Raw genomic sequence first — 13,269 nt, 5'->3', positions numbered from 1 at the left:
GGAGCCGATGAAGTTTATGCCAAGGCGTGAGATCGATCGCCGCAGGTGGTCTGAGTACACTCATCTTATGATCACATCTCATCCCGATCCGTCGCGCTACCTCAGCGAGACACTGTAACGTCTCCGGCATCGGCGCATTGACTGGATAACGTTTGGCGCATGTTCAGTGCGCCGAACCCGACAATGATGATCGATTCGCGTGCTACTATGACGGTCTTGGACCTAGGCGTTCAAAGTGATTCGCCTTCGCTGGGGGCGCGTTTGGCACTGGCCTACATCCCAATGGGGTCGCGCTTTACAAATTCTCCTACAACTACCTCCAAGAACGAGTGCCGTTGAAGTCCGGTTAATCTGCGGGCAGTCGGTCGGAAACCAACTTCACAGCCAAGTGAACCGGCAGGCGAAACTCATTCTTGTTTTCGTACGGGCTTGCATTTCCAAAAGCGCTCGACGCGTTCGACGATGCCAGCCAAATCTGCTCGCTCAACTTGATATCGCGTCGTTTCGATCGGTTCTGCCATCGTGGGCATAATGAAGGTATCTCTATCGCACGGCGAAATGTTCCAAATTTGCTTTACCTTGTTTGCTGCCAAATTTCTGCTCGGCGTTTGGAAGATGATTCGTTGAAATCCATGCGCATCAAGGAACCGCTGCATCGCCCGTACGTAGGACACCGCTGGGCCTTTGGCCGCCGAAAAGTTGCTACGCGGGAGAGTTTTCTTAAGGGCTTGCATCGGCGCGTGTTCGAGCGCGTCTGGCGTAGGGCCGGCAATTCCGAACGACGGAGCGCATCCTCGGCGTCGCGCCTCATCTGATCGAGATTTCACTACATCACGTGCTCGAGGCGTGATATTGGGTCGAGGACAACCCCTATCCGGCGGACGAACTTGCCGTTCGCTTTTCATCACGGCTTGGTATCCGTGCATCAGTTTCCAAACGGTAAGGCTCGCTGGTCACGATTGGCCGCTGACGTGCTGGTCACGCAGCTCGGCGACGAACGCTTCACATGGGGCGGCGCCGACTTGACAGCGGCTGGTGATGCACGCGCGATGGATATCGCGGCGCTTCAGGCTGTCGACAACCATGATCTCGGGCCGCTCGTCGCTTTCGCGCGGTCATAAACTTTAGTCAGAGCTTTATTCTGGCAAAGCCTTGGCGAAGTCACGCACCGAAGAGCTCATAGCCGGATTTCTGCGAGAAATGACTTCTTCATTGAAGAGCGGGGATAATGAAATCGTAATGGACAACCGCTAAGCTCCGCCGCCCGAGGACATCGGCAATGCACCCTCGTGCAATCGACCCCTGGGTTTCGCGAGCTTATGCTCGGACGACGCGGTCCGCAAAATTTTTCAGCCCAGCACCGTCTGCCCATTCTTGGCGACAACAACCCGCCGCTCTCGAACATGAGCTTCGAACGAAATCGAATCGCCATCCTTCCAGAGATTGACTGTAACGATCTCACCGGGGAACACCGGGGCAGAAAAGCGGACGCGATGACGACGGAACGCAGAGGGATCATAGTCGGCATACGTCTGCAACACGGCTCTGCAGGTTAATCCATAAGTGCACATGCCATGGAGAATGGGCCTCGGAAAACCGGCCCTATTCGCGAATTCCGGATCGCTATGCAAGGGATTTCGATCCCCACAGAGGCGATAGATAAGCGCTTGGTCAGGGCGGATCGCGAAATCGACTGATTTATCCGGCACCCGGCGGGGTACCTGATGCGGCTCAGGCATGCCCTCCGATGGTCCCCCAAACCCGCCGTCGCCCCGCGCAAAGATCGAAGAAACTATGGTGACGATCTTGCCACCGTCGCCATCTCGGACGAACACTTCGTTCTGAATGACAGCCCCCTTGTCCCTGCCCTTGTCGTACACGCCGAGCACGCGTGCATCCGCCGTAGCGCAGGCCGCGATGGGTATGGGCTTGTGGAATGTGATGTCACGTTCGCCATCAACGACCATAACGCGATTGAGGTCAATGACGCCCGGTCGTACCCCCCACGCGCAGACCGAGGCAAAAGTAGGAACCACCTTCAGCGGCTTGGGGGTTGCAAATGCCTCATTGACGAACTGCAACTCTTTTTCGTTGAGAGGATCGGATCCCATGCCGATGCCAAGCGCATAGAGCATCACTTCACGATCGCTCCACGAATAGGGAGCTGCTTCAGTCTTGAGATTGAGTACAGCGGGATAGTCGATTGGCATTTTTGGCGGCTTCCTCTGTTGCGGAGCCCGTTAGTGTGACGCCAGCATAGTCCCCTGTACCTCACACTTGATGGTGGCGGGACGAACGAGGCGATGCTTGTTACGATGAGCGCATAATGTCGCATAGCGCTGTCGTCCCAGATGGGGACATCGCCCTCATTCGGCAAAGGCGCGCTTCAGTTTTCGATGTCGGCTTCATGCCTGTGAGATGGCTCGACTAGTGGTTCACAGGTAAGGCGGATACGGCGCCAGGTTCGGCTTCCGGCGCCAGGCCGCGCATCAGAACTTGTAGGTGACGCCAGTGCCCACCAGCCAGGGATCGATGTTGGCTCGTCCGGTGACCGGGATCGCCTTGTTTACGGTCGCCGAATAATCTGGCCGCAGCCACAACTTCTTCACGTCAACGTTGAGCCCCCAGTGATGGTCAAGCATGTAGTCGAAGCCGAATTGGACCGCGACGCCAACCTGGTTGCCAACGTGCAAATCCGTCACTGCTAGCCCTGCGAAAGGCGTATTGGCTGCAGACTGGTTGAAGAACACCGTGTAGTTGATGCCCGCGCCGATATACGGTTTGAACGCACCGAGGTCTGTAAAGTGATATTGCAGGGTCAGCGTCGGCGGCAACAACCAGGCCTTGCCGATCTCGAGCCCGTTGAGCGTGCCGCTGCCGCTGACCTGATGCCTACTCACGCCGAGAATGAGTTCGGCGGCGATGTTCCTGGTCAGGAAATAGGTGATGTCGAGCTCGGGTATGGCTTGGTTGCTGATCGAGAGCCCGGAATTCGGCGAAGAGAGAGGCGGAACACCGGCGACATTGACGGTGCTGCCTCCGGCATCCGGCAATACCCCGAGCACGCGCAAACGGATCATCCAGGGATTGAAGGGTTCAACCGGCGGCGCCTTGGCGTAGACCGGTACTGAGGCTAGATCCGCGGACTGTACCGAGGTGGCGGCCCCGCCGAACGCCGCCGCGAGCACGAGCAGCCACGACGTCATCAGAATTGCTCTTGTTCTCATCAAATTCTCCATTTTCCTAGGTCAGCACAGGGATAACCGTCCAGGTGCGCCCGCAAACAAGGCGCGATCGTCGAGCGGCATGCTGCGGGCCCAGCCGGGGCCGTCCGTGCCGAGACGGGCATTCGAGCGGAGCGCTAGGCGGGCTTTATGGCGGAGCGGTTGCGGTCTTCTGACGTGTCACACTGCACCGGCCGTCGACGCTGACGGGCACATCGCCCGCGACGGTGGCGCGACGAACGACGCGATGCAGGTCGCCGTAGTCATTGACCGCATAATGTTGCGTGGCGCGGTTGTCCCAGATGGCAACGTCACCCGCATTCCATTTCCAGCGCACCGTGTTTTCGGGCGCGGTGATATGGGACTGGAACAAATCAAAAAGCCTCTGGCCGTCATATTTGGGGATGTCAACAAAGCGCTGCACCAAACAGCCGAGCACCAGGGTGCGCTCGCCCGTCTTTGGGTGGACACGCACGACAGGATGCTCGGTCTCAAAGATCGTTCGGGTGAAGACTTCGTCAAAGTGCTTCTTGTCGACCTCGCGGACACGGGCCATTCCGGCGTAGTCGAAAGAGTTGCTGTGAACAGCCCAGAGCTCATCTGCAAGGCGTTGCAGCGGCGGCGTCAGGTCAAGATAAGCCGCCGCGGTGTTTGCCCAGACCGTGTCGCCGCCAAAGGGCGGGATCACAATGCCTCGCAGGACTGCGATTTTTGGGTAGGCATTAAGGAAGGTCCCATCCGTATGCCACACATCCGCCCTCCCGCCGCCGCGGGCGGAATCAAGCTCGAGAATCGATGCCGTTCCCTTGCTCGCACCGAGCATCGGATGCGACTCCAGCTTCCCCAAACACGCAGCAAATCGCTCCTGCTCGGCGTCATCAAGATGACCTTGGTCACGAAAAAAGATGACCTTGTGTTCGAGCAGAAGCGTTTCGAGGGCAGCTATTGTCTGGTCCGGTAAATCGCCTGAGAGTTTGATATTCTTAATTTCTGCACCGATGCGCGCCGCTCGTTTGATGACGTCGGCACATGGAATGACATTATCGATCAAATCCGTTTCACTCACGATGCGCTCTCCACCTTCCGGTTCCTTTGTCAGAGAATGCGTTCAGCCACACGGGGGAACGAACGCGAGATGGGGGGCGGCATAATGGGTTGATAAAAATCGCCGCCGATCAGCCCGTACGGTGCGATCCTCGGGGCAACGAGTCGTGAAATGCAGGCATCCGCTGATCAAAGACGAACAAGTGTCCTGGCTCAGGGCGGCGCTACCCATCGGCTCGGTAGGTGTGCTCACGACTACGGAGGCACTCTCGTTAGCTCCGAGCCCTTCGAGCGAAGCGCTGGGGTTCGGGCAAATGGCATGTGACATCGCAGGCTTTCATGAGTAACTCTCGCCTTACCAGGGCTTGTCAGCAAACAGCATGCCAGTCGCGAAAACCGGGCTAACTCCGTTCATTTGCCAAAGGAAGTCGCTCATCCTGAGCGCGACACGTAGCCGCGCGCTCCAAAACAACACTGTATATTGTCGCGGATGCAACAAGCGCAGGTCGGGCGGGACCGTCATTAGCCGCGCGAACGTCCGCGACCCGCAGAAATGACGTTTGCAACTTCATAGAAGTAGAGCCCGAGCGTTGAATAACGTGCCGGATCAGGCGTGCTCAGCCAATGTTCTTTTCAACGCGAACCGCGGATTAACTCAGTTCAGACTAATATCTCTCGCTCACCTTTGCTCGTACGGGGACCGCACCTCAAGGCTTCCAATCGCTTTGCTTGGCGGAATATCGCAAAAGTAGTTGGTCAGCGACTTCAGCAGCTGCGACTGAATCTGCTCTTTTAACTCGGCCGGAATAGTTTCCGGACCATCTAACGACTTCAGGGCTCGCCCGACCAACTCGATCGCCCGATCCACGTTGCCGCTCTCGTAATAGTACTGAGCGACGGCCGCATAGGAGAGGAACTTGGGGCCGTCTTCGCGCTGCGGAGGATCGAGTGCGAGGATGTGTTCGGACAATTCCTTACCGATGGCAAAGCGATCGGCAACCGGAAACTGGGAGTTGTCCTTGGCCGGATCAAAAAGCTGACCCATGGCACTGGCCATCCATATCTCCGAGTTTCGCTCGATGGCATCGCGAGCCAATCGATGCATTACCAGTACCCCTGCCTGAAAATCACGTATCGTGTGAAGTAACAGGTCTGCTTGAAGCGCGCGCAAATTGACATCGTCCGGCCTCAGAGCGACCGCCTCTTCGACGACCGAAAGCACGGCGGCCAAATCTGCGGCCTCCAACACAGGGGGCGGTTCGGCAAATATCAGTTCGTGCGTGACGCGCTCGCCCTCCGCCGGATCGGCTGCTTTGGGTTCATACCTGGTATGCCAGACGTCGAAAATTTTCGACAAGACGTCATCGAGCACCGATGGATGACCGATGAACGCGATGCGGCCGTCACGATCGACAACGAAGGAGGTGGGGATTCCGGGGGAAAGACTGGCGTCCATCCATAGCTTTTCCATTTCGCCCGTAGAGTCGAATGCAATCCGATAATTGAGATTCGGGACGTTCTTGGTAAGCCACGCATCGACCCGGTTGCGGACATCGCCGCCGGTCGCAGCTTCAGCAGCTAGGACACCTACGACCTCAAGTCCGAGGTCTCTATATTTCTCTTGTAGCTGGACGAGTTCGGGTAGCGCCCTAAGACATGGCGCGCACCACGTTGCCCAGAATTCGACAACGTACGTTTTTCCGGTCTGAAAATTCTTGAGGGGCTGCCCACGGAGCCACTTCTCCACTTTGATCGGAGGTGCCGGCGAGCCTATGTCCAGCACCATATTGGCTTCCAAGCCCACTCCCAAACGTTGGGGCATGAGAGCGATCAGGATTGCGAGGAACACCACGGCATAGAGACGTCTGGACCAGATTCGAGTCCCCTGCGCGGACTTCGGGGTTGGGGATGGAATCATGGCTTCCTCCTGCTAACGGTGGACTTTAATACCGAGCTAGCGCGCAGAATCGACCGGCATCGCGCCAGGGCCCGGCCCATCAGCCGCCAACCGTGTCGAGGACATCGGACCCCGTCGAGGATAGCGGAATACGACAAATGGCAGCCTGATCGCTCTCCTCAAGCAAGGCGCGCGCCAGAGGCCTCGAGCGGCACGCAATGTGTGTTCCTGGGAGACGAGGAGGTTTCGCGACTAGGGCGGGCACAACTTGCCTATGGCCGTCCACGGTTCAAGCGACGCTGATCGAATATGTGAGATGCTGGAGTTGTCAGCCGTAGTCACTGTTAGAGGCGGCTCTCGCCCAAATCCGTGCAATGCCTAGAGCGGCAACGCGCAGACATTCGCCGGTGTTGCTCATTCTGGCGCACGTCCTCGTGACGGACGACCTTACGTATCGCTCGCTACTCACCTCGTGCGGAACGACGTTGTGTCAGTATGGGCCTAGACCGGCGCCGCCGCCTGCACCGACATTGCGGCCCCGCCGAACGCCGCCGCGAGCACGAGGAGCAGGCGTGCTCCTGATCATTCCCCAGAAGTGCGCCCCCCTCGCGCCTCGCGAACTCGGCATCGTTCACAGCGAGGATCGAGCACTAGGAAACCCCTGAGCCGAGTTCATGCTACCAGCGCAGTTAGCCAATCGTTGGTGGGTTTTGTCTCGAACCCAACCTCCTCAGGAGCAGTATGCTTTGTGCAACGTTACCGATCGTTGGTACAGTCGTTTGGCAGGCACTGCCGAAAGGCCGCCCGGCGCTTCGCGCTGATTGCAACCGGGAGCAACATCAAGAATTGGTAGTTGACCTGCTCGCCCAATTGGCGACCACATTGGTCCGCGAGGCCGACCGAATGCCGGCGGTCTTTTCGCTCTTATGCCGCCTCTGCGCGATGAGACAAGAATGCACGACGGAATGCCCGGATCTCGGTACCTTGATCTATCCAAGCTCCCAACGTCGCGCACGGTCGAATTTATTCCGTCAGTGCACTTGACCTCCGGAAGCGCCAAAAAGGCCGTTCAAGCCATTCAACTGGTCAGGTCGGCCTTTCGTCAGAGGCTGAAGTGCATTGTGATCCCCACTCAATCTGGCATTACCATCCAATGTCCAGAAGCATCCGTACCCGCTATCCTGAACGCGTCCGCCGCCGTCGAAGAAAAGCTCAACCGTCTTCAGCGCGAGCACCTCACAAGAATGGTTCAAGAGATACTTTCGATCACTGCAGCCGAACTCCGCCGTTGGTCAAAGGACGGGCGAATACCGACCTCGGGTCGAGCATTCTTTAGTCAAGGCCGAAAGCAGGTTGGTTTGTTTCTATACTCGTCCGAATCGATTTGCGCCTTAGCGGCCAGGCCGGAGCAGATCGCCGGTTGGCGTCGTTCCGGCAACGAACGAAAGCTCCTCCACAAACAATCTTCATTGCCTCCGTTAGCTGGGCGTTGACTGTTACCTTGTCGCGCTTCAGCCAAAAGGCGGGCTTCCTGCCGCGCAATTGAATGTCTTCTTAAAAGCGCGGCTGTCAGGTTTGAGACCACGTACAACAGTTCACGCTGAACGCAAAGTAGCAAGCGACTGGAGAGCCTCCCAAATTTCAAGCGGCACGCTGCTTGCTTCGTCGAGGCTCCAGCGGGCGCGGTACACGCGTCCGCTGTTGAAACCGAATGCAACTCTTTCGTCTGCTACCGCCGTCCTCGCAATACCCGCGATGGGACGCATCCAGGAAAACTAGTATGAAAAACGCGCTTCTCGTCGCAGCGTCGCTATCCATGACCTATTTGATTTCCCCGGCAACGCCCAAGACGCTGCCGGCTGGGACAGAGGCCGTCGATCCTTACATTTGGCTCGAAGAGATTGAAGGGCCGCGCGCATTGGCTTGGGCGCGCGCGGAGAACGACAAGACGCTCGGTGTGCTCCAGTCGGATTCTCGCTATCAGCGCCTCAACGAGGAGGCGCTCAAGATTCTCCAGGCCAACGATCGGATTCCGTACGTTTCATTTGGACGGCGCGGTCTCGAGAATTTCTGGCAGGACGAGAAGCAGGTGCGCGGAGTCTGGCAGCGTACCACAATCGAAAGCTATTGGACCCAGAGCCCTCGGTGGGACACCATCCTAGACCTGGACGCTCTGGCTGCCCTGGAAAAGAAGAATTGGGTCTTTGAAGGAGCCGATTGCCTCCCACCCGAAGAACGCCTGTGTCTACTCGCACTTTCCGACGGCGGCAAAGATGCCCATGTGGTGCGCGAGTTCGACGCGGACGCCAAAGCCTTCGTCACGACAGGCTTCGATTTGCCGGAGGGAAAGCAGAACGTGAGTTGGGTCGACCGCGACACGATTCTGATTTCACGGGATTGGGGCGAAGGGACGATGACGCCGGCTGGCTACCCTTTCGTCGTGAAGGAGCTCAAGCGCGCCCAGTCGCTCGTTGAGGCGCGCGAGGTCTTTCGTGGAGCACGGACCGATGTCCAGGTCTTGCCATTCGTGTTGAGCGACAATGAAGGCAAGGTCCATGCGACCGGCGCGCTGCGCGCAATCAGCACGTTCGAGCGTGAGTATGTGCTCTTCGGGCCCAAAGAGCCGATCAAGCTCAACCTTCCAAAGAAGGCGAGCATCGTCGGTATCGCCAGTGGCCGCCTGCTCGTGACCCTAAAGGAGGAGTGGACACCACCGTCCGGCGGCATCCCGTTCGCAAGCGGCTCGATCATCTCGTATGACTTGGCGGAATGGAAGCAGGACCCGCTGGGCGCCAGACCGTCACTCGTCTTCAAGCCCGGATCTCGGCAAGCGGTCAGCGGGCTCGACACTACCAGAAACTTGTTGTTTCTCACAATTCTCGACAATGTTCAGAGCAAGGCGTTCGTCTACAAATATGATCAGGGCGCCTGGCAGGCCACCCCGGTCCAGCTTCCGGAGAATGCGAGTGTCGGTCTGTCTTCCGCATCGAATGAAACGGACGAGGTGATGTTCACGGTTTCCAGCTTTCTCGAGCCCGCCTCACTCTGGTACTTCGATGCGGTAACCGAACGACTCGCAAAAATGAAGTCCTCACCGCCTAGGTTCAATGCGTCTGGGCATCTGGTGGAGCAATTCGAGGCAACTTCGCGCGACGGCACCCGAGTTCCTTACTTTTTGGTGCGGCCCAGGACCGCGAGGTTTGATGGATCGATCCCGACCCTTCTTTACGGGTATGGAGGGTTTCAGGTTCCACTGCTGCCGTCTTATGCGGGGCTCACGGGACGGCTCTGGCTCGAGCACGGTAATGCATACGTCATCGCGAACCTGCGCGGCGGCGGCGAGTTCGGGCCGCGGTGGCACGAGGCCGCCCAGGGGGCAACGAAGCAGCGCACATGGGATGATTTTATCGCCGTTGCGGAGGATCTGATCCGGCGAAAGATCACCTCTCCCCGCCGGTTGGGCGTAGTTGGCGGCAGCCAAGGAGGTCTGCTGGTGGGGACCGCCATTACTCAACGACCCGACCTTTTCAATGCCGCCATCGCGCAGGTACCGCTGTTCGACATGGTTCGGTTCACCAGACTGGCGGCCGGGGCCTCCTGGATCGGCGAGTATGGCGACCCCGCCATTCCCGAACAGCGCGAGTGGCTCGAGACCTACTCGCCCTATCAGAAGCTGGTGTCGGGCAAGACCTACCCCGCTCCATTCATTCTCACCTCCACCAACGACGACCGCGTACATCCCGCCCACGGCCGCAAGGCAGCCGCGAGGTTAGCTGAGCTTGGCCAGCCCTATTTCTACTATGAGAACATCGACGGGGGGCATAGTGCCGCTGCAAATCTCATCGAATCTGCACGTCAGGTGGCTCTCGAATATACCTATATGTTCCGGCGACTTGTCGATGACTGATGTCTGCGAACCAACATCCCAATCCACATCATCAGCATTTGCTTCGGCAGCATCGGCTCTGGATCAGCAAGCGCGTGCTTACAAGAATCTCCGATAATTGCAGATTCTTTCGCACTTTCAGGATCGACGGCTTCTTCTAGAATGAAGGAGCAAAGATGAACGATGGGAATGGCATGGGTCAGGTGATCAAGATTGATGAGGCCCCGATTCGAGATCACCACACGATAAGGATCGGCGCGATTACCGCTTCGACTAGCCAGCAGTCGTCAGGCTTCGGCCCACCTTCTGATTTTCCGGCAGAAATCAACGCAGCGTTGTTCTCCTATCTCCCTCGATCAGGAGGAAACTTGCTTCGAGCAGAGACATCGTCGTCGGTGAGATCTTTGGTCCGGACAGCGCGCCCGTCGCGCTCCACGGCCGCACGGAAAACCTTCCATATTAGGCGCTCGTCCATATTCGGCGCCGAAAAAGGGCCACTCCCGAAGGAGTGGCCCCGCCAAGTCTGGGAGGAAACGCCCCACAACGGAGGCCTCTGGGATCAAGCCGCGGCCTGATCGATTGGTGAGTATGGCAGGCCGAGACTCTCGGCCACCGCTCTGGAGGTGAGCCGGCCTCGATAGACATTGAGGCCTGCGCGCAGGTGCGGATTTTCGAGCACAGCTGCAAATCCCTTGTTGGCGAGAGCCAAGCCGAAGGGCAGCGTGGCGTTATTTAGCGCCTGGCTTGAGGTTACCGGGACGGCTCCCGGCATATTCGCCACGCAGTAATGTATGACGCCATCCACCTCGTAAGTTGGTTCAGCGTGCGTCGTCGGACGTGATGTCTCGAAGCATCCGCCCTGATCGATGGCCACATCGATCATGACAGAGCCTTTGCGCATCGACCTCAACATGCCGCGGCTGACAAGCTTCGGCGCGCTCGCTCCAGGAATCAGCACCGCGCCAATCACCACGTCGGCAGCAAATACCTCCTCCTCGATGGCCTCTAACGTCGAGTACCTGGTACGAACACGTCCCTCGAAAAGCTCATCCAGCTCGCGCAGCCGCGGTATCGAACGGTCGAGGATTGAGACTTCGGCACCCAAACCAACCGCCATTCGTGCAGCATGCGTGCCGACCACGCCGCCTCCGATCACGACGATACGAGCGGGCTGGACACCTGGGACACCACCAATCAACAAACCCCGCCCGCCCGCATACCGCTTCAGCGCGCTACCCGCTGCCTCGATCGCGAGCCTGCCCGCCACCTCGCTCATCGGCGCAAGCAGCGGAAGCCCTCCATTCGCATCAGTCACGGTCTCGTAAGCAATCGCGGTGCATCCAGACTTCAGAAGGCCATTGGCCTGGGGCCGGTCAGGGGCCAGATGCAAATAAGTGAAGAGGATCTGGTTTTCTCGGAGCTGTGCCCATTCGGGTGGCTGGGGCTCCTTGACCTTCACGACCATCTCGCTCGACGCAAAAACTTCTCGAGCAGAGCCCAGGATTGTTGCACCGGCCTTGCGATAGTTGTCATCGGTCACGCCAATGCCGGCGCCCGCATTCGTCTCGACAACGACACTGTGACCAGCCGCTACGTATTCGCGGACGGCTCCAGGCGTAAGGCCTACCCGATACTCATGTGTCTTGATTTCCCTGGGGACACCGATCTTCAATTGCAATCTCCTTTTCGAGAGCTCTTCTAATCGCAAGGTCGATTGGTTTTCCTGCAATAGGCGCGAAGATCACGCATACATTCAACGATTTTTCCGGCTTCAACGAAGGATTCCAAGCAGGCGACCGAGAAAAAGGGATACCGTCCTCGCCGAGCATCCGCGCGCGACTTTGGCGCACGTCGCCGACGAGCAGGTGAAAATTGCATAGCAACGCAGCTCACAATACTCAAATTGCGCTCGCTGGGGGATAGCACGACGCTGAAACGGCTTGCGTGACTGGACACACTGCTGTGGTTGCGATGGGCTGCTCTCAAACCAGAAGACCGGCTCGATGGCAATTGGCCGGCACCTTCGAGACGCCACGGGAGGTCGAAACTGTCATCACGGAGCATGGTAGGAGAGGATTGGTGCTAGCCTCAGCAGCAAGTGCTTCCTCGAGCGTGATGACCTCGCCCCCAATCGGCGTCCCTCCCTCACGACTGTCCGGCACAATAGAGTCCCAACTGCGCGAGCTCTTGTTCGCGGCGAAATCATCGAAGTAGGGCCGCAATGCTTCAAGATATCGACGAGAACCTGCAGAACACCCTGCCGCCAACCATGACCCGTAGATCTGGACATCTGGCGATCGTTATCATCGCGCCGCCGTGTTGTCGATCCTTCTCTGCACATTCCTGTACGGATGCCAACAGCGAGGGGCCACTCTTCGGCCGACGACGGATCGCAAAACACATGCACCTGCGCCTTTTAGAAACAATCTCGAACAACGTGTTTTGTGGCACGCCGATTGCTTTGACGCAGTGCGCTTCAGGTCTCGTACACCGCAACGCATAAGGACGACACTTGCGCGATCTATCCAAATCAATTCCGTTGACGCTGCTCTGTTGAGAGCGGCTCTGTTTCTCTTGAATCTGGGCGCGTTGGCCTCGGATGCCGATCTCGTTCACCGAGCGTCGATTTGGACGATGCGCCGTCGGGAAAGCGCCTGGCCGGGTTGGACCTCGCGGCGTTGGCCGAGATCGCCCGGCAATCGCAAAAGTGGAGTGGTGGCGTCTCTTCAGGCGCGCTTCGGACTACGCTTCCAGAATGTGTTTCGCTCAATGCGGTAGTGGTAGCGACGTGATCTGATCATGACCGAGTGCCAGAATTACACGACGGGAATCCATTCAAAGTTCGAGGGAGAAGGAAAGGCTGCGCCCTTGCCGCAGGCCAGAGCCGACGAGGTCGGAATTTCACAGCAGCGGCTCATCTGGCTTGACGATTTCTTCGCTCGCGAGATAGCCGACAAGCGCGTGCCGGGCGCAGTGGTCGCAATTGCAAGAGACGGCAAGCTGATTCACTACAAGCCATATGGGCAGATGGATCCGGTAAAAGGAACGTCAATGCCACTCAATGCCCCTGTTTGCACTCGCCTCCATGACCAAGCCGATGGTGGCGGTCGCCGGGCTTACGCTGATGGAAAAAGGGCGCCTACCTCTACAGGCCAAGCTTTCGGATTACTATCCGGAATTCGCTAACATGAAAGTGGGGGTGCCGCAGACTAGCGGTC

At 58.1% G+C, this 13,269-nt stretch carries 8 protein-coding genes and 1 pseudogene; 3 read left to right on the top strand and 6 right to left on the bottom strand.

Going from position 1 to position 13,269, the window contains the following annotated elements; translation table 11 throughout:
• Window positions 1-407: 407 nt before the first annotated feature.
• The gene (locus tag F758_RS46915) at window positions 408-734 is read right to left on the bottom strand and encodes a hypothetical protein (RefSeq protein ID WP_024512879.1); all 327 of its coding nucleotides are present in this window, start codon (window positions 732-734) and stop codon (window positions 408-410) included.
• 237 nt (window positions 735-971) lie between these two features.
• On the opposite strand from F758_RS46915, the gene F758_RS50365 reads away from it, so the two are divergent.
• Window positions 972-1,121: a hypothetical protein gene (locus F758_RS50365; protein ID WP_157450380.1), complete on the top strand. Its 150-nt coding sequence runs from the start codon at window positions 972-974 to the stop codon at window positions 1,119-1,121.
• Between the two features lie 228 nt (window positions 1,122-1,349).
• On the opposite strand, the gene F758_RS0138850 is transcribed toward F758_RS50365, so the two are convergent.
• The 4 genes from F758_RS0138850 to F758_RS0138830 all read right to left on the bottom strand — a co-directional run bounded on the left by F758_RS0138850 (window position 1,350) and on the right by F758_RS0138830 (window position 6,186).
• The gene (locus F758_RS0138850) at window positions 1,350-2,210 is read right to left on the bottom strand and encodes a MaoC/PaaZ C-terminal domain-containing protein (protein ID WP_024512878.1); all 861 of its coding nucleotides are present in this window, start codon (window positions 2,208-2,210) and stop codon (window positions 1,350-1,352) included.
• A 279-nt stretch (window positions 2,211-2,489) separates the two neighbouring features.
• The gene (locus F758_RS0138845) at window positions 2,490-3,239 is read right to left on the bottom strand and encodes an OmpW/AlkL family protein (protein WP_035724741.1); all 750 of its coding nucleotides are present in this window, start codon (window positions 3,237-3,239) and stop codon (window positions 2,490-2,492) included.
• Window positions 3,240-3,372: 133 nt separating this feature from the next.
• Entirely contained in the window at window positions 3,373-4,290 is a 918-nt protein-coding gene (locus F758_RS0138840) for a TauD/TfdA dioxygenase family protein (RefSeq protein WP_024512876.1), read from the bottom strand.
• Window positions 4,291-4,947: 657 nt separating this feature from the next.
• Window positions 4,948-6,186 (bottom strand): TlpA disulfide reductase family protein, encoded by a 1,239-nt coding sequence (locus F758_RS0138830; protein WP_245286719.1) that lies wholly within the window; start codon window positions 6,184-6,186, stop codon window positions 4,948-4,950.
• Window positions 6,187-7,945: 1,759 nt separating this feature from the next.
• On the opposite strand from F758_RS0138830, the gene F758_RS0138825 reads away from it, so the two are divergent.
• Window positions 7,946-10,072 carry a prolyl oligopeptidase family serine peptidase gene (locus tag F758_RS0138825; protein WP_024512874.1) on the top strand — a complete coding sequence of 709 codons (2,127 nt, stop codon included), beginning with the start codon at window positions 7,946-7,948 and terminating at the stop codon, window positions 10,070-10,072.
• A gap of 538 nt (window positions 10,073-10,610) precedes the next feature.
• On the opposite strand, the gene ald is transcribed toward F758_RS0138825, so the two are convergent.
• Window positions 10,611-11,723: an alanine dehydrogenase gene (gene ald / locus F758_RS0138815; protein WP_024512873.1), complete on the bottom strand. Its 1,113-nt coding sequence runs from the start codon at window positions 11,721-11,723 to the stop codon at window positions 10,611-10,613.
• 1,127 nt (window positions 11,724-12,850) lie between these two features.
• Between ald and F758_RS48765 the strand changes: the two are divergent.
• Window positions 12,851-13,269, top strand: a pseudogene (locus F758_RS48765) (serine hydrolase domain-containing protein); the annotation flags it as partial.

Source organism: Bradyrhizobium sp. ARR65, from assembly GCF_000472385.1.
Taxonomy (GTDB): domain Bacteria; phylum Pseudomonadota; class Alphaproteobacteria; order Rhizobiales; family Xanthobacteraceae; genus Bradyrhizobium.
This window is presented reverse-complemented; position numbering and strand designations above follow the sequence as displayed.